Here is a 24,062-nt window from a genome sequence, read left to right as displayed (position 1 = left end):
AGGCTGAACATTGAGAAAGCACGTAGTCTCTTCAAGTCTCCTCACACATGGAGTTCCCTTGGCTGAAGATCAGGAAGTCACGGCCCGTGCCGAGTTGGCCGCCCACCGCAGGATGCTCGCATCGCCCAGCGGGCGCAGTGTCACTCGGTGCGGGATCTACTGCCGACTCTCATACGCCCCCGATGGCTCGCTGGAAAAGGTGGAGCAGCAGGAGGGGGACTGCCGAGATCTTGCCGCACGACTGTCGTGGGTGGTGTCTGACGCACACGTCTTCCAAGACAACTCTCGAAGCGCTTGGCAGCGGAATCGCAAGCGGCCTGCCTGGGACAGGATGTTGAGCACCCTGGAGGCCGGCGAGATCGACGCCATCATCGTCTATCACGGAGATCGGCTGATCAGGCAGCCTTTCGATCTGGAGAAGCTGATCAGTGTCGCCGATCAGAAAGGTATCCGGATCGCTTCACCTTCCGGAACGCGGAACCTCGATTCGCCAGATGATCGCTTTGTCCTCCGGATCGAGGCAGCCCAGGCGTGCAGGGAGTCGGACAACACCTCGCGCCGCGTCACACGGGGTCTCGTGAACCGGGCAGAGAAGGGGCGTGCCAGCCCTGGAGGTCGGCGCGCGTTCGGGTGGGGGTTGCCCACAGGGCAGACCCGCATCAAGGTCGATCGACGGACCGGCAAGGAGAGCGTCGTCCCGGTCCTCGATTTCGACAAGACAGTGCCGGAGGAGACCAAGATCCTTGCCGATGTCAGTGAGCGGCTGCTCGCTGGGATGACCAAGAAGGCAGCGGTCCAGTGGATGAATCAGCGATGCAGGACTACAAGCGGCGGGCTGTGGATCGAGGCGACCCTGACTCGGCTTCTGGAGGCTCCGAGGACAGCCGGCTTGGTGGAACGGGACGGGGTCTACTTCAAAGCGGTGTGGGAGGGCCCGCTCTCTGTGGAGGCGTGGGAAGACCTGAAGGCCCTCTTCGCTGCGTCTCGGCAGGCGAATCCGTACAGAGGCAGGACACGCAGGCATCTGCTTCCCGGTGTGGCCGAGTGTTCGTCCTGTCATGTTCCCGATCCTCAGGGGAAAATACCCGCACGGTGCTGGATCGATGTCAAGATCTGCCCTCATCCCCACAGGACCGTGAAGTCGAAACCGTCCGGGACCGGCGCGAGCAAGTCCCAGATCTACTTCTGCCCGCAGTGCGGCCGAGCCCGCAACGAGCCCTACACGGACGAATACGTGGTGGGTCATGTACTCCGACTGCTCAACGACCCGCGGTTGCTGTCCGAGCTCCAGTCCCCCTCGGCCGGGGGAGGTCCAGGGCCGGCCGAGGAGATCGTTCAGCTGGAGCAGCGGCGCGCGCGGTTGGCCAAGCAGGTCGAAGACGCCGCAGACGACCCGGACGTGGACCCGTTCCTCGCGATGAAGGCGATATCGGGCTTCGACAGGAAAATCGCCGGGCTTCGCGCAACCCTGGCCACGACGGCACAGGATCGGCTGATCCTGCGTGCCGTCGGATACAGCCGCGAGCAGTGGGAGGCCGAGCCGATCGAGGTGCGAAGCGACATCGTCGGCGCCCTCTTCCGCGTGGCCATCAAGGGGGTTACTCGGATGGGCAAGGGGTTCGACCCCAGCAGCGTGGAAGTTTTCCGAAGAACACCTGATGGTGCGACACGGAAGAGGGCGTAGCCGCCGGCGCGGTGGGCCGCACTGCTCGGTGCGGCCTGCTGGCCGTCTCTACGGCGGCGGGGGCCGTTCGTTGCGGCTGCTACCCGGATGCTGCGGCTCGGCGAATTGGCTCCTGGACCTGGCCGCCGGGCCCGGTGGTGGGAATCCGGCGGGAGGTCCCTCATTCAATTCAGACAATATTCGTTCGCTGTCGTACTCGACGCGTACTTGTGTGAGCTGCCAGGTGAGGTGATTCACCCGTTGGAAGAGCAGGGCCACGGCTGTGCAGACGACGCCGAGAACGGCCGCGAGAATGATGATCATCATTCCCATCCCTTGGCAGTTCTCAGTCACTTCTGATGTGTGGTGCAAGCACCGAGAATGCTGCGAACTCTTGGGTATGTCCCTGTCATATTGACGTCTGTGACGAAATCGTTACTCTTTGCGGTGGGCCGTCGGCCGCTCGGCTCCGGTCTCTTGAGCCTCAAGCTTCGATGCGAGAGTCCGCAGGAGCAGCGCCTTCTCCTTGGCCGACCGCGGCCGTTCATCGAGCGCGTTGAGGATGATCTGCTGCTGCCACCCTTCCAGCTCCACAAGGGGTCCCGGGTCGGCCGCCTCGGACTGCTCCGCCCCGCCGGCGCTCTCCAACTCTTCGAGGATGCGCCCGGCATCCGTGCGGCCCGTGTCGTTCAGCCGGGCCGAAGCGATCTCCAGGGCATACGCCATGTGCGCCAGCGTTATGGCCGGCGCGATCACCGGCTCGCGGGTGTCCTTGCGGTACCCGGCCTCGATCTGGCGCCAGCGGGAACCGCTGAACTTGATGCGCATGTGGCGCGTAGCCGCCTCGGGGCTGAGCCCCTTCGCCTCACGGGCGATGCGGATGAGTAGCGCCTCCGGCGGTGGGGGTTGCGCCGGTCCGGTCATGGCGGTCCTTCCAGGTCCCGAAATCCGGTATTGGACTTTCTTGGACTGTATCGGACCGGATCAGGGTGCCGACTAGGGGTCTCTACACAATCTCCACATGCGAGACGAGTGAAAGAAAGTGCAACCTACTTATCAGTAACTCTTGTACGTATTCATACTGTCTTCTACTGTCTTTCACATGAGAGAACAAACCCGATTGGACCGGAAGCGCTTGATGCGCAGACGGGTCGAGGCGGGGTTGAGCCAGACCGAGCTTGCCTCTCGCGCAGGTTGCAGCAAGCAGCTCGTGTCCATGGTTGAACTGGGCAAGGCCAACTTCTCCCCGAGCAACCTTGCCAAGATCGCCGCCGTGCTGGAGTGCACCATCCGCGACCTGTTGCTCCCGGATGAGGCCCCGCAAGCCGTTACGCCCGCCGTCTGATGGCAGCCGTCAACGACCAGCGCGGCCTGTGCCGCACTCCCACCGAAGCGTTCCTCGCCGGATACGGCGCCCCGTGCCCGCACGGTCTGACGCCCGTCGACTGCGCGGACTGCCGTCTGTCCATCACGGAGATCGGCCGCCTGGCCGTGCTGCTCCGTTCCGCCGCAGCCCCACCCCTCAAGGAAGTCGCCTGATGCCCGTCTGCAATGCCTGTCGGCACCACAACCCCCAGGGCCGGAGCAGCTGCCGTCAGTGCGGCACGCCTCTCTGACACACGCCTCGGCACGGCAAAGGGGCCGCCGGATGCACCCGACGACCCCGGCCCACCAGCCACCCATCACAGAAGGAAGTGGACCCCTATGGGATCCAGGATCGCACACAGCACGGGGCCGGCCCGGAACATCTCGGCGGCCTCCGCGCCCAAGCCGCTCATATGGACCGGCCTCGTCACCCATACCGACGCCACGGGCGCCGCCGCTGTCGAGTGTCGCGATGACGCCGGGCAGATGTACGAGCTCCACCTCGGTGACGACGAGCGCGAGGCCGCTGGTCTCGCGCTCGTGGCGCCCGAGGCCGACGGCCTCGTCTGCGTCTGCCCTGTCCACGGTGTCAGCGTCAATCCGGCGGGCGGTGTGTCGTGACACCCGCGCCGCTGGCCGACGAGTACCTGAGGAAGGTCCAGGAGCGGGTTGTCGCCGCCCCGCAGGGCCCGTGGGTCTGGCACATGGCGGACGACGGAACGCCTGACGGATTCGGGCCCTTCTCCTTCGTAGAGGCGTGGGACGAGACGCAGTTCGTGCCCGCGATGGAGTTCTGCCGCGAAGCACGGGCGGACGTGCCCGCGCTGCTGGGAGAGATCGCCCGACTGCGGACGTACGTGCGGCACTTGGAGAACACCGCACGCGCCGGGGGGCAGTGGTGATGCCCGGACGCATCGAGTACCGGGGAACCGTGCTCGACACCGAGGAGATGAAGACCAAAATCGGAGTACTGGCAGACATGTACCCGGTGGGCCTGCGCGTGATCCATGGGTGCGGGCGGAAGGGCCGAGTAGTCCTCGACGAGCCTGTCCACGTTCCCGGGGTATTCCACGGGAAGCCGACCGCTTGGTGCTTCTCTGACATGCGCACCGGCAACGCGATGGTGTGCGTGGCCTGGGACAACGAATTCGGGTTCGACCGGTGGCTCGTGTGGGTGCCGCTGCACAAGGTGCGGCCGATACGCGGCCAGCGTGAGAACCGGCCCGCTCTCGCACCCTCGGGTCGTGCCCGGTGAGCGGGCGCGGCAGCCTCGGCGGACAGCTCCGCCAGGGCCAGATCCGTGCCTTGTCCGACTCCGAGCGCATCCTCGGGCAGATCGAGCGCGGCGAGGTACGGGCCGGGCCGTCCGCCGCCCGGGAGATCGCCGCCCGCCATCAGAAGGCGTACGGCGATGTCTGGGCCACCCCCGATGGCCGGGCCGCGAAGCCGGATCCGCCGCCCGATCTCACGAGCCTCTTCAACGCCGCTCTCACATCCGTGCTGAAAGAGCGCGCATGACCACCCGCCCGGAGTCAAAGCCATCCGCAGCCGGCCCCCACGGTCCCGCTGGGGAAGCCAAGGCAGGTGAGGGGACCCGCTCCGTGCCTTCCCCGGTGACCCTGCCTGCTCCGGGCGGGATCCCCTTCCTCCCCGCCATCACGGCACCCGGTCCGCCCCGCGTTGCCCGACGGCCGCCAGCTCTTGCGGCGCCTCGATCCCGGTACCGGCCGGCCGGTACACGGCGGTCTCCACCAACAACCACAGGACTGACCATGAATGACGAGACCGACCCCTGGCTCGCTCGCTTCCAGACGCTGTCGACCGGTATCAAGTCCGTGACCGAGGCCGACTGGACCCCGGAGCAGGCACTCGCCTACCTGCGGGAGAACCGGCGCCGGTTCGCGGACAACGATGAGGCCCGCTGGCGCGGCGCGATGGGTAGCCGTCTGGCGGAGAGGGTGGTGGCCTCCACTGGGGTCGACCCGGCCGACGCGGCCGCGGTGCTGCTCTTCGTCGGTGCCCGGATCGGTGCCCTCTCATCGCGCACGGTGCTCCCGGCCTGGGTCGCCGGCGAGGTGTTGCAGTGCGCGGCCGACGACCTGTACCGGAAGGCCGAGGCAGGTGACGCGCCGTGACCGCCCTCCGGGTGATCGGCCTGGATCTGTCGATCACCGCGACCGGGATCGCCTATCGCGACGGCTCGACCGGTACGGCCGGTGGTTCCTCCGCGATGGGCGACCGGCGCCTGGTGACGATCGTGGACATGGTCGACATCGCGGTTGGCGGCCCGGACTCGGGCCTCGGCCCGCTGCCCGACCTCGTGGTCCTGGAGGATCTGCCCACTCACGCCAAGTCCGCCGGGGTCACCGGCATGGTTCACGGGGCCGTACGGGCCCTGCTGGTGCGCCGCACCGTGCCGTACGCACTGGTCACCCCGGCAACGCTGAAGGCGTATGCGACGGGCAAGGGCACGGCCGATAAGACCGCGATGGCGATGGCCGCCTACAAGCGGGCCGGCCGCGAGTTCGCCGACGACAACCAGTGTGACGCCTGGTGGCTGCGCGCGGCCGGCCTCGACCGCCTGGGGCACCCCGAGTTCCCTCTGCCCGGCGCGCAGCGCGACCGGCTCGACAAGGCCACCTGGCCCGCCTGAAAGAGCACATCAGATCATGACTCAGCTGAAGTTCGACGCCAGAGTGTCCGCCTCCGCCGCTGAAGCGCTGGAGCCACACGTACGGCCCGTGTACGACGTTCCGGGCGCACGCCGGATGGCGATCGTGGAGTTCGCACACACCGAGCGGACCCAGCCCGCGCCCGGCTCGGAGAAGGAACCGGCCGTGAAATGCCGGATCACCCACCTGGAGATTCCGAACGCGGACCAGGAGGGCGCCATCCGGGAGGCACAGCGGGCCCTGTTCGTCCAGCGCACGGCCGCCGGAACGCTGGACGACGAGGGTGAGATGGAGCTCTCCGAGCAGACGCTCCGGCTGACCGGCGGACTCCTGCACGCCATCGAGGCCGCCCGGCTGAAGGCGTCCGTGCAGCACTGGCACTCCTACGTCAGCCGACTGGTCCACCGGCCCGAGCTGACGCTCACCGAGCTCCGGCACGAGCTCGACCAGATCGCGGGGGGCCTGAAGACGGCCCTCGTGCCGGAACGCGGCGACCACAGCGACTGACCTCGTTCCACCACCCTGCCCCGAACCTGTCCGCCCGAGAGGAGGTGACCGCAATGCCGCAGAAGGTCCGTGTGCCCTGGCGCATCGTCACCTCCTCGCACTACTCGCACGCCGCTGTGCTGGTGTACGTCAAGATCGCCGCATTGGCGGCCCGGCCCGAGGGCTGCACCGCCGGCGTCGCCTACCTCGTATCGCTCCTGGGCATATCGCGCTCCACCATCGAGCGGTCACTCACCCAGCTCATGCGCCCCTGCCCCACCGATGACATCTCCGAAGTCACCAGCCACCGCCAGACACTGAAGGGCGGCACCGGCACCACCGCCATCCGGCGTGTCCGGCACACCGACTACCGGCGCGAACCCGGCGCATGGGTGCCCTCCCGGGCCGCGGAAGCGCTCAACCCCCGGCAGCTGCACGCCTACGCGGCGATCTCCTACGCAGTCCACACCGGCAAGCCGATCACTCTGGCCGAGCTCGGCGACATCCTGCGGCACCGCACCGGCAAGCGCGCCGGACGTCCCCTGGACGCCCGGTCGGTGCGCCGCATCCTCACCCAGCTCGCCGCGCTGGGATGGATCAGTGTCGACCACCGGGCCGGGCCGCGCGGCCGACACCTCTACACCGTCCACGACCAGCCAGTACAGCCGACGCTGACCGAGGACTTTAACGAGGGATCGGGTGAGGATCTTGGTGAGGGATCCCTCGCGTATAAGGAAGACCCGCAGCCTGACTCACCTGATGACAAGCGGGCCGGTGGTTCCATCCGCCGGAGGCGAGAGACCGGTAGTAAAGGCCCCTCGCCTGTGGAAAACCCCGGACCTTCCCAGCTCCCCGCCGCGTTCAAGGCCGCGTACACCGGGCCCGCGCTGAGTCTCGCTCCGCGGATCTGGCACATCCTCGCCCCCGTTCGCCCTCTCCTGCCCGGCCTGTCGCCGTACGTCGCACGTCAGCTGGCGCGAGAGATCGGCCGCCAGCTCGACGCCGGAACCTCTCCGGAGCGGCTGCGGGAAAGGCTCCAGCACCGGTACGCCGGGGTCCTCCATCAGGAGATCCGCGACCCGGGCCGGTGGCTCCTCGGCGCGGCCGTCGTACGTCACGGCTGCGGCCTCGCCGCCTGTGAGTCCGGCCGGATCTGGGCCACGGGCGACCGGTGCCAGGTATGCGCCGACCTGCGTGAAACCGAGCATCCGCCCCAAGGTCCGCCCGGACCGGACCGGCCACCGAAGCCTCCGTCACCCGATCCGGGACCAGCACAGCCGGCCGCCGCGCCCAGCTGGTGTTCCTGCCCCGACTGCCGCCCCACTCCCGCCCGGAGCCGACCATGACCCACCGGCCCACACCGAATCCGCCCGATGTTCCCCGGCCCGCGTCCACCGAGCTCCTCGCCCTGGCCGCGAAGGCCCGGCCGGACTGGGCACCACACGCGCTGATCGACGCACTCGCCCAGGCCCGCACTCACAGCATGACCTGGGGCCACGTCCTCGTCGCCGTCGCACAGCTGATGGCCGACCCCGCCGGCCAGCCCGGCGACCTGGTCTCCGCAGCATCCGAACCGTGGCTCCGGCCACGCCCGGCGCTCCACCCGGATATCGCACACCGGAGGGCGGATGAGATCCGCGCCGCTCTCCGCCACCCCAACACCACCCACGACTGAGGGAGATGATGGCGATGACCGCAACGAAGCACATCGCCGCGCCGCGCACGAATCCGCCCGCCGCCGACCTTGAGGCCCTGCGGACTGCGCTGCCGCTCACTGACCCCGACCGCCACGACCTCGAAGACCCGCGCGCCGAAGCAGCATTCGCGGCACTCGCCGCGGCCCACCCGGAGCGGGTGACTCCGGCCGGCCGCCCGGCCGCCGTGAAGCGCAGCCGGGCCACCACACCCACCGGCCGCACCATCCAGGCCGACGCTGTGATGACCAGCCAGCTGCGTACCCGCCTCACCGAGATCACCGGCCGCGACATCGCCGAGGTCCGCATCACCAAGTACCACACCGACAGCACGTCCTTCTGGACGGTGATGTGCCTGGGTCCCCGCCGACGCGAGGTCCCGCTCCCCAAGGGCGGCCCCCAGGAAACCAGCAGCATGCTCCGCACGGCCTTCCCTGACGCCCGCTGGTCCCTCCCCCAGGACTACGACACCACGGCCGGCACCCTCACCGAGCACCGGTCCCGTATGCCCGCCCCGCTGGCGCCGACCCCGCGGCAGACCAATCACGACAAGGCCGCCGCCGCTGCCAGGACATCACCCGGAACGTGGTTTCCGCTTCAGACCTACTCATCGGTGCGCAGTGTGATCGCGGCGGCCCACCGTGTCCGTACCGGATACGAAGCCCCCGCCTACACACCCACGGACGACGCTCATTTCGAAGCCCGCCGTGAACCGCTCGACCACGGCGCATGGCGCCTGTGGATCCGGTACGTCAACATGCCGGCCGCAGGAGAATCGTCATGAGCACTCCGTACCGGACCAGCTCCGCCGGCCGGCAGGCCATCCCCTCGGCTTGGGGCGGGCACCGCCCCCACCGCGGCCGCCTGTACGCGCACGGGCCGTGGTTCTTCTACTGCGGCACCATCGCCAGACATCCGGACACCGGGGAACAGACCGCGCTCGGGTGGATCCGGCTCGCCGACTCCGGCTGGTCCACCCATCCGCTCACCGCAGCCGAGTGGACCAGCGGCTGGGAAGACGTCACTCCCGCGCCCTCCGTCAACAGCGCCGCGGCAGGCATACCCGCAGGAGCCGAGTGATGCCGGAGACTCGACGCGCGTTCCTCCTGGCCGCCATTCGCACAAGCGCGGAACCCTGGACCGCCGGCCGTGCCGCCGAGCTGTACCTGGCGGACGGCCGATGGGCCCACCACCGCAACACCGCCCGGCAGGACCTGCGCGCGCTCGCCCGCCGCGGCGACCTCAGTGCCCGCCGCTCCGCTGCCGGCCGCCGCTCCTACGTCCTGGCCGACCCGCCCCCCGGCCTCAGCACCCCACGTACCGCGGACCTCTCCGATGATCTGGCCGCCCTCATCTGCCCCGCCGCATCAACCACCGCCACCTCCCAGGAGGATCCGATGACACCCGGCACATACGAGCAGAAGGCCGTCGGCCTGGCGCAGCAGGCCATTCTCCAGCCTCAATCCGCCGACGCCCCGATCCTCGCGGCGGTGGCCCAGGTGTACGCAACGCTCCATCTGGCCGCACCCGACCAATTCATCTACCGCGCCGAGGACCAGCGCGTCGGGCTGATCCTCGGACACTTCACCACCCTCTGCGCTGCGATGCGCTGCTGCGAAGCACGGGAGAAGAGCCAGCTCCCCGACGACCAGGCGGTGCTCTTCATCTGGATCGGCGACGAATCCGAAGCCGGGGAACCCTGGGAACTCACGGCCCAGTGCGACGGCGACGAGCAGCCCACCGGCCTCACCGTCGTCCCGGTCCTCGTCACCGCCGACTACGACGAGGAGGCCGACGCCTGATGCTGCCCACATCTGACGCCACTCCCGAGGTCATGCGCCTGCGCGGCGAACTCCGCCGGGCCAAAGCCGAGCTCGGATCCGCCCGTAACGTCCTCGCGGCCCTGGACGAACGCCTGGCAGACCTCCAGGTCGCGAACGAAGCTGCCTATGCGCGGGACTACGACCGCACTGGCGGCCCGGCCTTCGACTCTCAGCAGCCCGTGGGCGAGCTCCCGGCCCGGACTCCGGACACGGAGTCCGCCGCCATCGCCAGAGAGCTGGCGAACCTGCGGCTGATCCGGAAGGCAGCCCCAGGACCGCTCGTCGGCCCGGAGTGGACTGCCCTGGCCGAGCTCGATCGCCTCGAAGCCCTGTCCGCCCAACAGGCCGCCACGATCCGCACTCTGCGCGGCGAATACGGAGACCTGGCGCACGCCCTGGGCCTCAACGAGACACAGGAGAACTCCCGATGACCGTCATGATTCCCTGGCCGCGCCGGGAAGCTGGGCGTCACAGCAGACCGGCCCTCATCCAGGCGTTGCGCACCGAGAACGCCAAGCTCAAGGCTTTCGAGAGCGCCGCCAACGACTTCTTCCTCAGACTCCTGGCTGACCGGGACGACGTGTACGCCGCGTGGCAGAACGCCATGCGGCAGTGTGCCGAGGCGGAGACCGCTGCCGTCTGCATGGAAGAGACAGCCCGTCAGCTCAAGCTGGAGAACGTGGAGCTGCTGGCCCGGCTCGCGAACGTGGACGCGGTGACCGTGCCTCCGGCAGAGCGGGACACCAGCGCTCCGGAAGACCAGGCCACCGAGCCGATTCCCGTCCGTGCTCTGTGGGACGCCCTCGGTGCCGGACCCGTTCAGGCCGTCCTCCCTCCGAGCCACGAAGACCCCGGCACGGGCCGAATCCTCTGAGACCGCTGCCCCGCATCTCTCATCGAACCGCCCGAGTGGCCGTACACACCGACGGCCGACTCCGCCTTCATTTCGGAGAAGAACATGCCCATCGAGAACACCGCCAGCGAGGAGAGCCAGTACGCGACCGCACTCCTCGCGCTCGCGACCGGCGACACCAGCGGCGTCATCGAAGCCCAAGAACGGCTCGGCCAGCAGCAGCTCATGGCCTCCAGTCACCTGCCGGCCACGCTCATCCAGTGCGAGCGCGCGGACTTCGAGGCTGTCGGCTTCACCCTCGGCACCCCGGACCCCAAAGACCCGCTCTTCATGCCCGTGACTCTGCCTGCCGGGTGGACGCGGCAGGCCGGCGACACCGACTTGTGGTCCTACATCGTGGACACACATGGCCGCCGCCGGGTCTCCATCCTCTACAAGGCCGCCTTCTACGACCGCCGTGCCCACATGACCCTCACGACGGTGGCGCGCTACGTACACAACAGCCTGAAGCGGGGTGCGCCGGTCATCCTCGACGACACGTGGGCCACCCCGGAGGCCATCGCCGCAGTCGCTCGCACTGCGATCGACCGAGCCGACCGCAACGTCGCACTCATGCGGGAAGCCGGCCACCCCGAAATCGCCGACAAGCACCTCGTTGAACGAGCCCTCTATGAGGTCCTGATCGACCAACACTCCTGACCTTCGCCGAGCCCACCCATCCCTATGCCCCGCAGCACAGACCGGAGAGTCCCATGACACGCCGATTCCACCCCGCCCGGCAGACAACCACAACCCTGATCGCCGAAGTCGCGAACGAGCTGGGCATCAGCACGAAGGAGGCGAGGCCGATGGTCATGGCCGTCTTCAACGTCATCGCCCGCACCGCCTCCGCCGGACACGACACCGCCATCACCAACTTCGGCACCTTCCGCTCCATGCCCGTCGCCGAGCGCATCTCCAGAAATCCGCAGAACGGCGACAAATTCATCACCCCCGCGCAGCACCGAATCCGGTTCCGCCCCGCCCGGCGCCTGGCCGAGATCATCCGGAACCGGGACACCGCGGCAGACATCACCAAACTCGTCAACGGGAGCCTCCGGTGATCCGTGAAATCCGCGCCCAACCCGGCCACTCGGCGAACCCCGGCATCCGCCGCAGCCGGCCCGGCGACTTCTCAAACACCGTCGAGAAGGGCACAGGATGATGACCACTCTGCCGGATGGCTACTACGCCATAGCCAACCCCTCAGACCCAACCACCATGACGTACTGGCGTTCCCGCAACGGCGGCCTGGCTGCCTGGCCCCGTAAAGCCTGGCACGGGCCCGCCCGCCCGCTGAAGCGGGACGCCCCTGCCGACCCCGGAGCCCGGATTGACTGGCTGCGGGCGTGGCAGGCGAAGTACCAGGCGTGGGTTGAGGCTGTGCACACCGCTCTCATCGCAGACCCCGCCGGCGCGCGGCGCCGGTTCGCCGACTTCGCCACCGCCTGCTGTGAGTGCGGCCGGCCCCTCACCGACACCAGATCGAAAGTGATCGGAATCGGGCCAGACTGCCGCCGCGGCATGAGCGAGAACACGCTCGCCCAGCTCCTCACCCCCGCCATCGCGAGCGCCCACGCAGCGAGAGAGAACAGGTTGCCATGACCTTTCGCTTCGAACAGCCACCCGCACGGCTGACCGGCTACCACTTGCCCTATCTGCTCGCCGCCGAGGCCGAGGATCTCCCGTACGACCACGTCCGGTTCCGCAGCCACGGGGTCCCCAACAACGCCGTCGGCCTCCAGATGTGCGGGCTGCTGGCCGGCGGCGAGAGCGGCCTGGTCCTCACCGATCTCGGTCGGACCATGCTTGCCGACTGGAGGTCCAGCCCGGAGGGCCAGGCATGGGCTGCCTCATGGAGCGACGAGGCGATCTCCGAAAGCGAACAGGATTCCGTCTCGGCCGCATTGGGCGCCTCACCCATCCCGGAACAGATGGACCTGTTCGCAGACGTGCGGAACGAGGTGAGCCATGCCCATCCGGCCTGAGAACCGTGCCCGTTACCCGAGCGGATGGCCGGAGATCAGCATCCGCATTCGCAACGATCGTGCCCAAGGTCGTTGCGAATGCCGGGGCGAATGCGGCCGGGGAACGCATGTCGGCCGCTGCTCCAACTGCAACGGCGGCCAGGCGTACGGCACCGGGTCTCGCGTCGTTCTGACCGTCGCGCACCTCGACCACACCCCTGAGAACTGTGACCCGGCAAACCTGCGCGCCATGTGCCAGGGCTGCCATCTCGCCTACGACGCCGAGCACCACCGGCAGACCGCGGCTCGTACCCGTCGGGAAGCCATCGCAGCGGCTGGGCAACTCGCACTGCCGGTCGCCGGGCTGAGGAGCTCCAACGCAAGCGAGCCTCCTGGCCGCCCAGGAGTGCCGGGCGAGACATCCTCTGTCGCCAGAATCAGTCCAGTCTGCTCCGCCAACCATCAGCCCGGCCGCCGGCGCGCGAGCGGCGACCAGTCTGTCATCGAGGAGACGCGCATCGACCAGCACGACCCTCGGGCTCCCGACTGCCCCGACATCCCGCCCGCCGACCCTGCGGACGCACCACGCAGATCCTCCCTCGACTCGACCGAAGCAGGAGCACACCCCCGATGAGCAGCACCGACCACTCCCGCGAGGCAGAACGCCTCCTCGGCCGCGCCCACCACTTCACCTACGGCGACGGCGGCGACCCTGCTACTGGCGCGGCGCTCGCTGCCGAGGGGCAGGGTTACGCGCTCCTCGCGCTCACGGCCGCCGTTGCGCAGCTCGTCGGCCAGCCGGCCGGTACCGAGGAGACAGTCCCGGCGGCGCCGACCACCGTTTACCGCGCCTCCCACGACTCCATCTCCATGGGCCTGTACAAGACCCGCGAGGCCGCCCGCGCCCACTGTGAAGCCGCAGAGCGCCAGGCGTGGGCGAAGGGCCACATCGGAGTCCTCGGCTGGGTCCCCGACGACGGCTCGCCGGAAGCCCCTGAAGAACTGTCGCTCTTCTGGCCCGACAACCCGGGCAACGACGGGGCGCCCGACGAGACGTGCACCGGCTACGTCGTTACCCCTCTCACCGTGGCCGCCGCGTACGACGAGGAGGCCGGCGAATGAGCCCCATCATCCGGGTGTTCACGCCCGACCAGCTCGTCTTCGAGGAGACATCGATGGTCCAGCACGACCACGCCACCGACCCCGACCACCCCGACATCCCGCCCGCCGACCCCAGCGCGCAGGAGCAAGCGATCCTCGCCCTGTTCCGTGCCAAGGCGGACACACTGAAGACTGCGGCCGACCAGAAGCTCATCCGCGGCGTCCAGGGTTGGATGGCCTTGGACCTCCATAGGGCCCTCGGCCGTCCCGACGACCGGGCCACCGACCACCAGGGCCACGGATCCTGGGCGGACTGGTGGGCCGACCTCATTGCCGGAGTCCGCACCGCGACCCCGGCCGGCCGCTGCGGCCGGGCCCTGTCCACCGGGCAGCCCTGCCCCGACCACCCCGAGCCGGCCACCGCGACCCCGCGCGCGCTGTACCTGACCCCGGGTCTCGCCACGCTGGCCGAGGACATCGATCGGGAGCGGCAGCGGTATCACGCAGTGTGGGGGGACGAGCACCTCGACCGGCATGCTGACGGCACCAGTAACGACCCGACGTCCCGGGTAATGCGGGAATCCGCGCGCGTTCTCTGCGACCTGGCGGCGGAACACGGCAATCTCACCTGGGCACGCATCCTCGAAGTGGAGCACTCGGCGGTGCTGGCCGAGACGGATCCGGTCCGGCTGCGGACCGAGCTGGTGAAGCTCGGCGCAGTCGTGGCCGCCTGGGCGTACGACCTCGACCGCCGCACCGCCACCGAGCAGACTGGCGGTACCCAGTGAACGCCCCGGTGCGCGCCCACTCGGCGGCGTGCGGCACGTGCCGGTCCCTCGCCCTGAGCGGCCAGCCGATCGAGCACGAGGAGTGCGCCGCCCGCGCGGTGCTCCTCCTGGCGCCCGACCAGCCCGCCTACGAGGACCTGGTCGACCTGACCGACGAGCAGCGGCAGGCCCTCCCCGCCCGCTTCCACACGCCCGTCTTCGAAGACTGCGGGAGGCCGAACGCCTGGCAATGCCGGGTGTGCTGGGGCGACGGCTGGGTGGCGCAGTGGCCGTGCGGGCCGGCGCAGCGGCAGGGTGCCTTGGTCTTCGCGTCCGAGGTGGCGGCCGAGGACATCGCCGCCGAGCTGGAGCGGCTACCCGCCCGGATTGCCGAGCTGGAGCCGGGCACCGGCACCCGGCAGTTCCTCGCCTTCGCGCTGGACCTCGCCGCCGAGAAGATCACCACTCGGCCGGCCGAGTTCAACGAGGCCGACGAGGACGCGCTCGCAGCTTTGCGCCGCTGGGCCAACGAACGCCCCGCGCCCGACACTCCGATGGGAGCCTGACATGCCGCGATTCCGGAAGAAGCCGGTCGAGATCGAAGCCCTTCACCTCTCGGGTGCCAGCCTGCGAGAGGCCGTCGATTTCGTACCGATGGAGCAGTTCGCGGGCGGTGGAGTCATCCCTGGAGACGGCCGTGTCTTCGTGGACATCAGGACCCTTGAGGGCACTATGCGTGCCCTTGAAGGGGACTGGATCATCCGGGGTGTCGCTGGCGAGTTCTACCCCTGCAAACCGGACATCTTCACGGCCACCTACGAACCTGCTGGCCAAACAACCACCGGGGACTCCTCGTGACCGCGCCCGACCCGTCGTGACCGTCGCCAGGGTCGCCGCCCTCACCGCGGCGGCCCTCGGCCACACCACACACCCCGCCCGATCCGACTCTTCCGGCGAACGGACCGATCACATGCGCTTCCCTCACACCACCGGCGCGCGGGCCGCACTCTCGGCCGCGCACCTGGTCGCGAGCGGACTATCCGCCTCCCACACCGCGCGCATTGCCGAGGCCGCAGGCATCCCCACCCGGAGGTGGACCGCATGACCCCCGCCGACGAACTCCGCGCCGCCGCCACCCGGCTCCGCGAGGCTGCGACCGCTGCCAGCACCAACCGCGCCGGCGAGCCCACCGCCAGCTGGAGCACCGAGGAGCGCTACTCCGACTACCCGGCTGGAGGCAACCGTCTCTTCGGCGACTTCTTCACCCGCGAGGACGGCCGCGTGACCGCCTGGCCGCTCCTGTTCCGCGGCGGCAGCCGGGAGCGGGAGGCCCGGATGGAGACCCAGCACGCCCAGTACATCGTCCTCATGCAGCCTGCCGCCGGGCTCGCCCTCGCGGCCTGGCTGGATCAGGCCGCCGACGCCCTCACCGGCGCCGCAGTCCCCGACACCGAGCCCGCCCTCGCCGTCGCCCGCCAGATCCTCGGCACGACCCCCACCGGGGAGGACCAGTGACCGACGCCACGCCCGCCGACCTGCTCACCGAGGCCGCCCGCCGTGCTGCCGCCCTCGGCTGGCGCACCATCGCAGTCTCCCGCCTCACCCGCCTCCAGCGAGGCGACGCCACTGCACTCCCACCCGACCCGGCCACAGCCCTCGACGCCCGCCAATCGCGTCCGACCAGGGAGACCCCCTGATGCCCACCACCAGAAGGGCCACCTGATGAGCAGCACCGTACCCGTCACGTTTACCTGCGCCTGCGGACTCACCGCAGAGCACTACTGCCGCAAGCCCCCACCCGCAGACATAGCCCGCGAGGCCCTGCTCGCCGCCGTCGCCCGGGTCCGTGCCCTGCACCAGCCCACCCGCGGCCTTGGCTACGACTCCGACGAGGACGACGGCACGTATGGCGTGGTCTACAAGGCATGCACAACCTGCGGTCACAGCTCCGAGTACGCGGTCCGTTGGCCCTGCGACACCATCCGCGCCCTCGACCAGATCACGGAGAAGCGATGAGCATCACCACCCATGCGCTGCCGCACGACGACTACATCAGCGCCGTCACCGACGCTCTCACCTGTGGGGGTCTCGACACCACCGACCACACCTGGACCGACGACTGTGACACCCGCGGGACATACTGCTACCTCAACGCGGTCCTCACCCTCGATCCCTCCGGCACCGTGACGTCCGGCGACGACGCCGAGCGCTCCAACTGGCCTTACGGACTCTTGCTGATCTGGGAGTGGCACACCGGTGCGGAGGCCGATCAGGGCGAGCCGGAACGAGGCCCGCAGTGGCTCTTCGCCGAGTTGAGGAGCGACGGCAGCAACGAGTACCCGACCGAGTTGCCCGTGCCCGGCTACGCCAGTCCGGCCGCTGTGGTGGACGCCGCACGGCAGGTCATCTCCCGGGAGATCCGCCCCGGTAGCTTCCACACCTCAGCGCAGCCGCAATGGGCCGGCGGAATCATCGGAGCCCCGTGGGACGGAGCCACCGAACTCAACGCCGCCTGCGAGGCGTGGGGCGCCGCCGAGACTCACGACAGCAAGGCCATCGCGTGACCACCCCACCCGAGCCCGTTGTCACGGTCGCCCGGTACGAGGTCAGCCTCCTCCCCGAAACCGACATCAACCGGCACGTCTTCACCCTCCGAGTCGAGTACCGCGGCCACAGCCGGTGGGCCGTCACCGACGGGCACCGCTGCCTCGCAGCTGACGGCACCTGGTCCTGGGAGTCCATCCCGTCCGAGCGCGCCGACGACTGGCTCGACCGACACCGGCACGACCTCGACACCGCCCTCGACCTGGCCCGCGAGTACGCGCCCCTGATCCGCGTCAACGGCCACACCGCCCTCGACGCGTACTACGCCACCACCGAGGAGACTCCGTGACCACTCGCGCAGCCCTTATCCGCTGGTGCGCCGACCAAGTGCGGTCCACCGACAACAGCCAAGCCGTCCTGGACGCAGCCGACTACCTCGACGACCGCGCGACCGAGGCGGATGCCGACGAGGCCACCGTCCAGGACCGATCCGCAGTCATCCGCTGGTGTGCGACGCAGGTCCACTCGATGGGCGGCGACTACACCGCAGAACTGGCCGCCGACCACCTGGACGATCTTGCCACCGAGGAGACCTCCTGATGCCCGACCGGATCCAGGTACTCCGCCTCGCCGCCATGGTCGCCGGCCGCGAGCTGGACGCCGCGCTCAACCACGCCGATCTCAGCTCCCGCTTCCCCGATCCCGACCTCCGTCAGGCCGTCATTGCTGAGGCCCTTGCCATTGCCCGACGGCTCATGGCCCGCGGCGCCCACCCCGATGCCGCCGGGGGGCAGCAGCCCGCCACGAGCAGCGCCCAGCAGGTGCCCTGCTCCACCGCGACCCTCCGCCGCACCCACGCCCCGCACGACTGGCAGCCCCAGCCCGGCATGACCCCAGTCCACTGCCCCGGCACCACAGAAGCCACCCCTGACGAGCCGGAGGAGCCGACCCGATGAGCCAGCACGCCACCGTCGTCCCGCTCTGGGAGACCAACCACCCGTACTACTGCGCCGAGGGCAACTACTACCGAAACGGCAACCACTTCGCCTACGACAGCTGGGCCGACTTCCAGGCCGAGTGGGGCGAGCTGGACCCGGACCTGAACTTGGTCTTCCGCTGGGACTGGCAGCGGGCCGACCCCGCCGACTACGCGTACGAGCTGGAGCACGGCGAGAAGCTGCCGCCGGACACCCTCCAGGTGTTCTGGGTCCTCCAGCGCAAGGCGATCCTCCGCTCCACCGAGTGCATCGTCACCGAGGCCGACGAGGACGCCGTCCGCGCCTGGCTCACGGACCGCGCCGCCCACATGCGCCTGCTCTGGGGACCGCTGCTCCCCGACTTCTGTCGCCAGCACGCCGCGCTGCCTTCGGCACGCCCCGCTGACACCGGATGGGCGGTCGAAACCCTCTGGCGCGACGGGGAGTGGCGGAGCTACTGGCCTGTCCGTCACACCCGCGACGAGGCCCACCAGGACTACGAGCGGTCCCACCAGACCAACCACGAGTACCGCGTTGTCCGGGTGACGACCACCTACCACGTCGAACCCGCCCCCAAGGGGCCCCGGTCTACCCCCTGACCCCACTGTCTCCCGCCCCACCAGCCGGAAGGACCACCATGGACCGGAATCAGCGCATCGCCCGCGCGATCAACATGCGGAAGGGTAAACCGCTCCGCCGCCACCCCAACCCCGAGCTCTTGGCACTGCTGACAGACACCGAGTCCTACCTGTCCGCCCTGCACAGCACCGTCCACCGTCACGACAACCTCGGCGCCGATCTCGGCTGCGCCGGCTGCGCCCTCCTGGGCCGGATCAAGGCCGCGCTCGCGCAGGACAGCCCGGACATCCCCCACACGGAGATCGGGCTCGACCACGCGGCCACCACTGGCCGAGCCGACCCCGGCGCTATCGGCGAGACAGCCTCCACCCGGGACGAGGCCGTTGTCCACGCCTGCCCCGGACCAGACGACCAGGGCATCAGCCCGTGCTGCGGGCGCCCGCCGTTCGAGTTCCGCGGCGAACGCCTCACCCGCGATCCGGCCCTCGTCACCTGCCCCGGGCTGCCTGGGGTTGCCGAGAGGCCGGCCCGATGAACAGCCCCGCAGACCTCCGCGCCCGCGCCGATGCCCTTGCCGCCACCGTGCCACCGATCACCGCCGGCCCTCGCACTGCCGCAGAACGAGAGGCACTCGAACTCGCCGCAGAACTCCGCGCCCGAGCCGCCCAGATCGAGCACCAAGAGCAGCCCCAGACCGAGGAGCCAGCCCGATGACCAGCCCCGCCTTCCCGCACCGGGTCCGCCTGTACGGCGGCCGGAACACCCACGCCGCGCGCCCGGACGGAGAAGGGCAGGACCGCTGGTTCACCGCCTGCGACTACGTCCTGACCCCGCCGCGGAACGGCGCAGACCACTGGCTGCTGCGCACCGAGCCCGTCACCTGCCCCGCCTGCAAGCGAAAGACCGACCGGTGACCGCGCTCCGCCTCACCGACGGCCAGATCCGCATCCTCCAGTACGCCGCCGACGGCTTCACCGACGAGCAGATCGCCCGCCGGCTCCGGACGGATCTCGCCGCGGTCACGTGCTCCGGCCCCGCCTGTCCGCCCGACGCCGTACCCGATATTCGACCCACCCGAACCTGCCAGGAGTTGCCGATGACCGAGCCCTTTCCCACCGTCCAGGGCCGCTGCCCCGCCTGCCGAGGCACCAGCCTGTTCCTCGGCACCGGCGGGCACGTCACCTGCGCCGCCGACGAGCTGCTCCATGGCACCCCTGTCACCGGGCTGGCAGCGACTGAAGCGACCGGCTTCCGGGCCCGGCTCCGCCAGCAGCTCGCCGAGGCACAGCGCGCCGCCCGCGAGCAGCCTGTCGAGCGCTGCGGCAACCAGACCCGGCTCCCCATCACCGACCGGCACACGGAGTGCGCCCTCCGCCCCGGCCACTCTGGCAGCCACGCCGACGACCGCGGCGCACGCTGGTGGCTCGCTGCCGACGCAGACCGCGCGCAGGAGGCCACCACGGGCGAGCTGTCGTGATCCCTGCCTCGCCCCCGACGACTTTGAAAGAAGTTCACCGATGCTGACGCTTGATGACATGGTCCGCGCTCTGGTTGCCGAGTACGAGGACGGCGGGCCGGGTCTCATCGCCCGGCTCGACCGTCCGGGACTGCGGACCAGGCAGCCGGCCCAGGCGGGATCCGGACATGCCCCGCCTGGGTCCCGCCCTCCGACATCCTTGGAAGCGGTCAGCTGGTCCGAGCGGATCAAAGGGGATGCAATCGCCCTGGACCAAGAACTGCGCGGATCCGCACATGCTCAGCGATGGGACCGGGCGCTGCGGGCGATCCCGCCCGGGGCGGAGGCCGCGGGCCGGGTGGCTGAGGTCACGCGGACCGTGGGCCGGTGGCACGGCACGGTGCTCACGGTTCTTGGCGAACGCAGTCCGTCGGTGCACTTCCGCCACGCCGTGTGCCTGGTGTGCGAGGAGCGGACTGTGTACGGCCGTGCCGATGACGACCGGCCGCGGGCATGGTGCGTGAACGCCGCGTGCGAGGACGCAGAGACTGGTGAGCCCGCGCGGTACGAGGGGTCCCGTCTGTATCTGCTTACCAGCGGCCGGGTGTCATGACCTGTTCGTGGTCTGCGCATCGATGGCCGGCGGCGTGGACCACGGACCGGCCGGCGGGCGTTGAGGGAGCTGGGAGCCGGGCCGGCGGAGGTACCAGCGCATGAACTCGCGCAGGATGCGCGCGCGCGAGCGGGGTCCGTCCGGGTGGGCGGCCCTGACGGCGGCGTCGAAGGGAATCCACTCAGCGTCGGGCGCGCGGAACTGCCGCGGTTTGTCGTAGGTGGTCTCCGGCTCGTCGGTCATGGTGCCACGGTACCCGGCTGTAGCTACAGGGGGCAATGACATGCGCACGCCCGTAGCTACAAGAATCATGAAACCCCTCTATCTTGTAGCTACAAACTCAGGTAGACTTGTAGCTACAAGGAACGGCGAGGGGGTAGTCATGAAGGGTCTGTTCAGCCGGAAGATCACGGTCGCCGAGTACCTGGTGATGCGCGGCCTGCCCGCCGACTGGCGCTTCGCTTCGCCGTACGGCCGCACCGCTGCCGCTATCTACCGGCACGCCTTCCAGTGCGAACCGGGCCGGGCGTGGCGGCTGATCAACGGCCGCTTCCGGCCGGTGATGGCTTACCGGGTCTCGGAAATCTCGGTCCTGGTCGAGGCGTGGCAGACCTACCCCCGCACCGCTGATCTGGCCGATGAATGAGCCACTTCCTCCACCGGTACACACCCGAGGAGAGCGAATGTCCATCGACGTGAACACCGACTTCCACAACCAGCGCACCGCTCTGATGGCCGGTGCAGGTGCCCGCCGCACTTCCACCGGCACGTACGTGGCCACCGTCGGCTACGACCAGGGCGAGGTGATCGGCCGAGACGGGCTCGACACCACGCGAGGTGAGGCGGCCCTGTACACCTCCACCCCCGCGTGGCACGGACTGGGCACCGTCATACCCGGCGGAGTCTCGGACATCGACACCGTCCTGCGGCTCGCGCAGATCGACTACACCGTCACCAAACGCCCGGCGCAGTACCGCCTCCCTCATGGCGAATACCGCACCGCGCGGGACCAGTTCGTCACCATCCGGGAGGACAGCGGCGACGCTCTCGGCATCGTCGGCCGCCGCTACCAGCCCTTTCAGCAGCATCAAGTCTTCGCCTTCCTCACCGAACTCGTCGGCACCCGCGAGGTGATCTTCGAGAGCGCGGGCGCGCTGCGCGGCGGCCGCCGGGTGTTCGTCACCATGCAGATCCCTGAAGCCGTGACCATCGACCGGGGCGGCCTGGATGACCAGATCGTTCTGTTCATCGTCGCGATCAACTCCCACGACGGCACGTCTCAGGCTCAGGTAGTCGTCACCCCCTGGCGCGTGGTGTGCGGCAACACGGAGCGGTTCTCGATCCGGGACGCGGCTCACCGGTGGGGAATCCGGCACACGGTCGGTGGCCTGGACCAGCTGGCCGAAGCCCGCCGCACCCTCGGTCTGACCCTGAACTACGCCGCGACCTTTGAGGCAGAGGAGACCGCTCTCGCCCGCACAGACATGGAGATCGACGCGTTCCACCGTCTGATCTCCGATCTGTGGCCCGTCGATGACGACGCCACCGACCGCACCAGGGCGGGCGCGGCACGGCGCACCGACCGGCTCGACGCAATGTTCCGCACGGAGACGGGAAGGGCCGGGCGCACCGCGTACGCCGCCGAACGGACGATCACCGACTACCTCGATCACGTCGCCCCCCGTCGGCCCGGGCGGACGATGACGGAAGAGATCGCCCGTGCCACCGCCGCTCTCGAAGGTACGGACGACGACCTGAAGTCCAAGGCGCACCAGCGGCTGATGCTCCTTCGCCGCTGAGCCCGCAGCCAGCGGCCGGGAACCTCCCCCCTGTCCCGGCCGCGCCCCGGGCCGCACCCCGCCCGTCTCCCCGGGGTGCGGCCCACCCCACAGCCTGTGTAGCTCAGCGGGAGAGCAGCCCTCTTATAAGGGGCCGCGCGCGGGTTCGAATCCCGCCACAGGCACCGACACCACCCCGGACCGATCATGAGGAGCTCAGCCATGCCCGTTCATCTGGTGCTGTACAGCGCCCGCCTGGACACAGACGGCGAGGAGCAGGGTGTTGCCCGCGTCCGCATCACGGACAGGCTCACGGCACAGGATTGCTTCGACTCCATCCCCGGCTTCATGACCGGCATCGACCTCGGCCCTGAACCGCTCTACGTCCTCACCTACTCCACTCCGCGCGGGACCGTCGACAAACGACTGTCGTCCTCCAGGATCCGCAGCGTGGGCACGGCGGTCATGCGCCTGGCCGCCGGGGGCAATGCCTGGGACATCAGGGTCACTGACGAGTCGGGCCGCGCGGCGGCATTCGCCGTCTTCCGCGTCGGCTGACCTCGGCACAGCAGCTTCCGAACATTTCGCTGGAGATCTCATGGTGATGATCACCCTCGCCTACCCGCCGACCGAGCTCGCACTCGCCGACTACCACTCCGCCATCGCCGCCCGGGACGCCCTGCGCGCCACACCGGGGACAGCGGGATACGACATCGCGCAGGCCGCCGTCGACAAGGCCGCCCGGACATGGGAAGAGACCGACGGCACGGACCGCAGCGTCTTCCTCACCGACACCCGGGCCCTGGCCGTCACCGCCCTGGCGATGGCCGCCGTCGGAATGCTGGCGCACGGTGACCCGCCACCCTGGCCGGACCCCGCCGACTTCGGCATCACGGGCGCGGCCATCAGCTACCGCTACGACATCGATCATGACCTCCCTGAGGGAGTGCTCGACTATCTCGACGCCTGCGACAGGGTCCTCGAAACGTCCGCCTCCCGGCCACTGGGCATCCCCTGTTACAAGCTCGCGAGCCCTGACGGATGGCTGATCACTCCTGCGGAGATCGCTGCCGCGCTCGGCTGGTTCGCCGTGACACCCCGCGACATACAGCGCACCGCCACCGCGCACCTCCCCTGGTGGCCCCGCTGGATCCGCCATCTCAAAGCCGGTCAGCAGCACGGGGGCCTGCGCGTCGGCTGACCACCCCGCCCATCAGGAAGGACACCACCATGTCTCGAACGACGCCCACCACACCCATCCCCACCACACCCGCCGCAGTCGCCGCCGCCGTCCTCGGCGCCATCGAAGACCGTCCCGACATGTTCAACATGAACTACTGGGTCAACCTCCCGGAGTACGGCTACCTGCTCCCGGAGGAAACGCCCAGCTGCGGGACGACCCTGTGCGCCGCAGGATGGGCCGCCCGCCTCACCGGCTGGACCATCCACGAACGCGACGACGGCGGACCCGGCGTCGAGATGCCTGACGGATGCTTCACCACCAGCTGGGCGGAGAAGGACGGGATACGCGAGTACGTAGGCATCGTCGGCGCCCACGCACTCGGACTCGACCCCGAGGAAACCTTCTTCCACAGCACCGCCGACGTGGCGCTCAACAGACTGCGCCTCATCGCCGGGGAGTGACCCCGGCGCACGGCACTCCGGCCGGACACCGGATCCCTGCG

General features: G+C 69.5%; 44 protein-coding genes and 1 tRNA gene. 42 read left to right on the top strand and 3 right to left on the bottom strand.

Features of this window, described 5'->3' with window-relative positions:
• The first annotated feature begins 58 nt into the window (after window positions 1-58).
• On the top strand, window positions 59-1,684 hold the full coding sequence (locus tag AAFN69_RS33885; RefSeq protein WP_347732775.1) for a recombinase family protein: 1,626 nt from the start codon (window positions 59-61) through the stop codon (window positions 1,682-1,684).
• Between the two features lie 414 nt (window positions 1,685-2,098).
• On the opposite strand, the gene AAFN69_RS33880 is transcribed toward AAFN69_RS33885, so the two are convergent.
• Window positions 2,099-2,587, bottom strand: coding sequence for a hypothetical protein (locus AAFN69_RS33880; RefSeq protein ID WP_347732774.1), 489 nt, complete (start codon window positions 2,585-2,587; stop codon window positions 2,099-2,101).
• Window positions 2,588-2,765: 178 nt separating this feature from the next.
• Between AAFN69_RS33880 and AAFN69_RS33875 the strand changes: the two genes are divergently transcribed.
• From AAFN69_RS33875 to AAFN69_RS33705, 35 genes are all read left to right on the top strand, one after another.
• Window positions 2,766-3,008 carry a helix-turn-helix transcriptional regulator gene (locus AAFN69_RS33875; protein ID WP_347732773.1) on the top strand — a complete coding sequence of 81 codons (243 nt, stop codon included), beginning with the start codon at window positions 2,766-2,768 and terminating at the stop codon, window positions 3,006-3,008.
• Window positions 3,008-3,202, top strand: coding sequence for a hypothetical protein (locus tag AAFN69_RS33870; protein WP_347732772.1), 195 nt, complete (start codon window positions 3,008-3,010; stop codon window positions 3,200-3,202). The genes AAFN69_RS33875 and AAFN69_RS33870 overlap by 1 nt, the downstream gene beginning before the upstream one ends.
• 165 nt (window positions 3,203-3,367) lie before the next feature.
• Complete coding sequence (locus AAFN69_RS33865) at window positions 3,368-3,649, top strand: hypothetical protein (protein WP_347732771.1); 282 nt, start codon at window positions 3,368-3,370, stop codon at window positions 3,647-3,649.
• Window positions 3,646-3,930 carry a hypothetical protein gene (locus AAFN69_RS33860; protein ID WP_347732770.1) on the top strand — a complete coding sequence of 95 codons (285 nt, stop codon included), beginning with the start codon at window positions 3,646-3,648 and terminating at the stop codon, window positions 3,928-3,930. Before AAFN69_RS33865 ends, AAFN69_RS33860 begins: the two co-directional genes overlap by 4 nt.
• Before the next feature lie 29 nt (window positions 3,931-3,959).
• Entirely contained in the window at window positions 3,960-4,283 is a 324-nt protein-coding gene (locus tag AAFN69_RS33855; protein ID WP_347732769.1) for a hypothetical protein, read from the top strand.
• Entirely contained in the window at window positions 4,280-4,546 is a 267-nt protein-coding gene (locus tag AAFN69_RS33850; RefSeq protein WP_347732768.1) for a hypothetical protein, read from the top strand. The genes AAFN69_RS33855 and AAFN69_RS33850 overlap by 4 nt, the downstream gene beginning before the upstream one ends.
• Before the next feature lie 254 nt (window positions 4,547-4,800).
• On the top strand, window positions 4,801-5,163 hold the full coding sequence (locus tag AAFN69_RS33845) for a hypothetical protein (protein ID WP_347732767.1): 363 nt from the start codon (window positions 4,801-4,803) through the stop codon (window positions 5,161-5,163).
• On the top strand, window positions 5,160-5,681 hold the full coding sequence (locus AAFN69_RS33840; protein WP_347732766.1) for a Holliday junction endonuclease: 522 nt from the start codon (window positions 5,160-5,162) through the stop codon (window positions 5,679-5,681). Before AAFN69_RS33845 ends, AAFN69_RS33840 begins: the two co-directional genes overlap by 4 nt.
• 16 nt (window positions 5,682-5,697) lie before the next feature.
• Window positions 5,698-6,207: a hypothetical protein gene (locus tag AAFN69_RS33835; protein ID WP_347732765.1), complete on the top strand. Its 510-nt coding sequence runs from the start codon at window positions 5,698-5,700 to the stop codon at window positions 6,205-6,207.
• 53 nt (window positions 6,208-6,260) lie between these two features.
• On the top strand, window positions 6,261-7,532 hold the full coding sequence (locus AAFN69_RS33830) for a hypothetical protein (RefSeq protein ID WP_347732764.1): 1,272 nt from the start codon (window positions 6,261-6,263) through the stop codon (window positions 7,530-7,532).
• On the top strand, window positions 7,529-7,861 hold the full coding sequence (locus tag AAFN69_RS33825) for a hypothetical protein (protein WP_347732763.1): 333 nt from the start codon (window positions 7,529-7,531) through the stop codon (window positions 7,859-7,861). Before AAFN69_RS33830 ends, AAFN69_RS33825 begins: the two co-directional genes overlap by 4 nt.
• 14 nt (window positions 7,862-7,875) lie before the next feature.
• Entirely contained in the window at window positions 7,876-8,664 is a 789-nt protein-coding gene (locus AAFN69_RS33820) for a hypothetical protein (protein WP_347732762.1), read from the top strand.
• Complete coding sequence (locus AAFN69_RS33815) at window positions 8,661-8,960, top strand: hypothetical protein (RefSeq protein WP_347732761.1); 300 nt, start codon at window positions 8,661-8,663, stop codon at window positions 8,958-8,960. The genes AAFN69_RS33820 and AAFN69_RS33815 overlap by 4 nt, the downstream gene beginning before the upstream one ends.
• A complete protein-coding gene (locus AAFN69_RS33810; protein ID WP_347732760.1) occupies window positions 8,960-9,682 on the top strand; it encodes a hypothetical protein in 723 nt (240 codons plus the stop codon). Before AAFN69_RS33815 ends, AAFN69_RS33810 begins: the two co-directional genes overlap by 1 nt.
• Window positions 9,682-10,134 (top strand): hypothetical protein, encoded by a 453-nt coding sequence (locus tag AAFN69_RS33805; RefSeq protein WP_347732759.1) that lies wholly within the window; start codon window positions 9,682-9,684, stop codon window positions 10,132-10,134. The genes AAFN69_RS33810 and AAFN69_RS33805 overlap by 1 nt, the downstream gene beginning before the upstream one ends.
• On the top strand, window positions 10,131-10,577 hold the full coding sequence (locus AAFN69_RS33800; RefSeq protein WP_347732758.1) for a hypothetical protein: 447 nt from the start codon (window positions 10,131-10,133) through the stop codon (window positions 10,575-10,577). Before AAFN69_RS33805 ends, AAFN69_RS33800 begins: the two co-directional genes overlap by 4 nt.
• 84 nt (window positions 10,578-10,661) lie before the next feature.
• Complete coding sequence (locus AAFN69_RS33795) at window positions 10,662-11,255, top strand: hypothetical protein (RefSeq protein WP_347732757.1); 594 nt, start codon at window positions 10,662-10,664, stop codon at window positions 11,253-11,255.
• A 53-nt stretch (window positions 11,256-11,308) separates the two neighbouring features.
• Window positions 11,309-11,659 (top strand): HU family DNA-binding protein, encoded by a 351-nt coding sequence (locus AAFN69_RS33790; RefSeq protein ID WP_347732756.1) that lies wholly within the window; start codon window positions 11,309-11,311, stop codon window positions 11,657-11,659.
• A gap of 157 nt (window positions 11,660-11,816) precedes the next feature.
• Window positions 11,817-12,200 (top strand): DUF6011 domain-containing protein, encoded by a 384-nt coding sequence (locus tag AAFN69_RS33785; protein WP_347732755.1) that lies wholly within the window; start codon window positions 11,817-11,819, stop codon window positions 12,198-12,200.
• A complete protein-coding gene (locus AAFN69_RS33780; RefSeq protein WP_347732754.1) occupies window positions 12,197-12,583 on the top strand; it encodes a hypothetical protein in 387 nt (128 codons plus the stop codon). The genes AAFN69_RS33785 and AAFN69_RS33780 overlap by 4 nt, the downstream gene beginning before the upstream one ends.
• 609 nt (window positions 12,584-13,192) lie before the next feature.
• Window positions 13,193-13,684, top strand: a complete 492-nt coding sequence (locus AAFN69_RS33775) for a hypothetical protein (protein ID WP_347732753.1) — start codon at window positions 13,193-13,195, stop codon at window positions 13,682-13,684.
• Window positions 13,681-14,451: a hypothetical protein gene (locus AAFN69_RS33770; RefSeq protein WP_347732752.1), complete on the top strand. Its 771-nt coding sequence runs from the start codon at window positions 13,681-13,683 to the stop codon at window positions 14,449-14,451. The genes AAFN69_RS33775 and AAFN69_RS33770 overlap by 4 nt, the downstream gene beginning before the upstream one ends.
• Window positions 14,452-14,459: 8 nt before the next feature.
• The gene (locus AAFN69_RS33765) at window positions 14,460-14,996 is read left to right on the top strand and encodes a hypothetical protein (RefSeq protein WP_347732751.1); all 537 of its coding nucleotides are present in this window, start codon (window positions 14,460-14,462) and stop codon (window positions 14,994-14,996) included.
• Between the two features lies 1 nt (window position 14,997).
• Window positions 14,998-15,288 (top strand): hypothetical protein, encoded by a 291-nt coding sequence (locus AAFN69_RS33760; RefSeq protein WP_347732750.1) that lies wholly within the window; start codon window positions 14,998-15,000, stop codon window positions 15,286-15,288.
• A 243-nt stretch (window positions 15,289-15,531) separates the two neighbouring features.
• The gene (locus AAFN69_RS33755) at window positions 15,532-15,945 is read left to right on the top strand and encodes a hypothetical protein (protein WP_347732748.1); all 414 of its coding nucleotides are present in this window, start codon (window positions 15,532-15,534) and stop codon (window positions 15,943-15,945) included.
• The gene (locus AAFN69_RS33750; RefSeq protein ID WP_347732746.1) at window positions 15,942-16,127 is read left to right on the top strand and encodes a hypothetical protein; all 186 of its coding nucleotides are present in this window, start codon (window positions 15,942-15,944) and stop codon (window positions 16,125-16,127) included. The genes AAFN69_RS33755 and AAFN69_RS33750 overlap by 4 nt, the downstream gene beginning before the upstream one ends.
• 25 nt (window positions 16,128-16,152) lie before the next feature.
• A complete protein-coding gene (locus AAFN69_RS33745; RefSeq protein WP_347732745.1) occupies window positions 16,153-16,446 on the top strand; it encodes a hypothetical protein in 294 nt (97 codons plus the stop codon).
• Window positions 16,443-16,994, top strand: a complete 552-nt coding sequence (locus tag AAFN69_RS33740) for a hypothetical protein (RefSeq protein ID WP_347732744.1) — start codon at window positions 16,443-16,445, stop codon at window positions 16,992-16,994. Before AAFN69_RS33745 ends, AAFN69_RS33740 begins: the two co-directional genes overlap by 4 nt.
• Window positions 16,991-17,323, top strand: a complete 333-nt coding sequence (locus tag AAFN69_RS33735; RefSeq protein WP_347732743.1) for a hypothetical protein — start codon at window positions 16,991-16,993, stop codon at window positions 17,321-17,323. The genes AAFN69_RS33740 and AAFN69_RS33735 overlap by 4 nt, the downstream gene beginning before the upstream one ends.
• Entirely contained in the window at window positions 17,320-17,574 is a 255-nt protein-coding gene (locus tag AAFN69_RS33730; protein WP_347732742.1) for a hypothetical protein, read from the top strand. Before AAFN69_RS33735 ends, AAFN69_RS33730 begins: the two co-directional genes overlap by 4 nt.
• Window positions 17,574-17,930 (top strand): hypothetical protein, encoded by a 357-nt coding sequence (locus AAFN69_RS33725; protein WP_347732741.1) that lies wholly within the window; start codon window positions 17,574-17,576, stop codon window positions 17,928-17,930. The genes AAFN69_RS33730 and AAFN69_RS33725 overlap by 1 nt, the downstream gene beginning before the upstream one ends.
• Window positions 17,927-18,550, top strand: coding sequence for a hypothetical protein (locus AAFN69_RS33720; protein WP_347732740.1), 624 nt, complete (start codon window positions 17,927-17,929; stop codon window positions 18,548-18,550). The genes AAFN69_RS33725 and AAFN69_RS33720 overlap by 4 nt, the downstream gene beginning before the upstream one ends.
• A 38-nt stretch (window positions 18,551-18,588) precedes the next feature.
• The gene (locus AAFN69_RS33715) at window positions 18,589-19,065 is read left to right on the top strand and encodes a hypothetical protein (RefSeq protein WP_347732739.1); all 477 of its coding nucleotides are present in this window, start codon (window positions 18,589-18,591) and stop codon (window positions 19,063-19,065) included.
• Window positions 19,066-19,240: 175 nt separating this feature from the next.
• Window positions 19,241-19,444 (top strand): hypothetical protein, encoded by a 204-nt coding sequence (locus AAFN69_RS33710; protein ID WP_347732738.1) that lies wholly within the window; start codon window positions 19,241-19,243, stop codon window positions 19,442-19,444.
• Window positions 19,441-20,007: a hypothetical protein gene (locus AAFN69_RS33705; RefSeq protein WP_347732737.1), complete on the top strand. Its 567-nt coding sequence runs from the start codon at window positions 19,441-19,443 to the stop codon at window positions 20,005-20,007. The genes AAFN69_RS33710 and AAFN69_RS33705 overlap by 4 nt, the downstream gene beginning before the upstream one ends.
• A 34-nt stretch (window positions 20,008-20,041) precedes the next feature.
• Here the strand turns inward: AAFN69_RS33705 and AAFN69_RS33700 are convergent, their stop codons facing one another.
• Both AAFN69_RS33700 and AAFN69_RS33695 read right to left on the bottom strand, forming a co-directional pair.
• The gene (locus AAFN69_RS33700; RefSeq protein ID WP_347732736.1) at window positions 20,042-20,176 is read right to left on the bottom strand and encodes a hypothetical protein; all 135 of its coding nucleotides are present in this window, start codon (window positions 20,174-20,176) and stop codon (window positions 20,042-20,044) included.
• Window positions 20,177-20,593: 417 nt separating this feature from the next.
• A complete protein-coding gene (locus AAFN69_RS33695) occupies window positions 20,594-20,842 on the bottom strand; it encodes a hypothetical protein (protein ID WP_347732735.1) in 249 nt (82 codons plus the stop codon).
• 139 nt (window positions 20,843-20,981) lie between these two features.
• Between AAFN69_RS33695 and AAFN69_RS33690 the strand changes: the two genes are divergently transcribed.
• The 6 genes from AAFN69_RS33690 (at window position 20,982) to AAFN69_RS33665 (ending at window position 24,021) form a co-directional block, all read left to right on the top strand.
• Window positions 20,982-21,245, top strand: a complete 264-nt coding sequence (locus AAFN69_RS33690) for a hypothetical protein (RefSeq protein WP_347732734.1) — start codon at window positions 20,982-20,984, stop codon at window positions 21,243-21,245.
• Between the two features lie 37 nt (window positions 21,246-21,282).
• Window positions 21,283-22,398 carry a DUF932 domain-containing protein gene (locus AAFN69_RS33685; protein WP_347732733.1) on the top strand — a complete coding sequence of 372 codons (1,116 nt, stop codon included), beginning with the start codon at window positions 21,283-21,285 and terminating at the stop codon, window positions 22,396-22,398.
• Between the two features lie 92 nt (window positions 22,399-22,490).
• A tRNA-Ile gene (locus AAFN69_RS33680) sits at window positions 22,491-22,562 on the top strand.
• Between the two features lie 37 nt (window positions 22,563-22,599).
• Window positions 22,600-22,935 carry a hypothetical protein gene (locus AAFN69_RS33675; RefSeq protein ID WP_347732732.1) on the top strand — a complete coding sequence of 112 codons (336 nt, stop codon included), beginning with the start codon at window positions 22,600-22,602 and terminating at the stop codon, window positions 22,933-22,935.
• A gap of 40 nt (window positions 22,936-22,975) precedes the next feature.
• Window positions 22,976-23,578, top strand: a complete 603-nt coding sequence (locus AAFN69_RS33670; protein ID WP_347732731.1) for a hypothetical protein — start codon at window positions 22,976-22,978, stop codon at window positions 23,576-23,578.
• Window positions 23,579-23,607: 29 nt separating this feature from the next.
• The gene (locus AAFN69_RS33665; RefSeq protein ID WP_347732730.1) at window positions 23,608-24,021 is read left to right on the top strand and encodes a hypothetical protein; all 414 of its coding nucleotides are present in this window, start codon (window positions 23,608-23,610) and stop codon (window positions 24,019-24,021) included.
• Window positions 24,022-24,062 lie beyond the last annotated feature (41 nt).

The organism is Streptomyces sp. CAU 1734 (assembly GCF_039888735.1).
Classification (GTDB): domain Bacteria; phylum Actinomycetota; class Actinomycetes; order Streptomycetales; family Streptomycetaceae; genus Streptomyces.
Note: the sequence above shows the minus strand (reverse complement) of the source record. Positions and strands in the feature narration are given on the sequence as shown.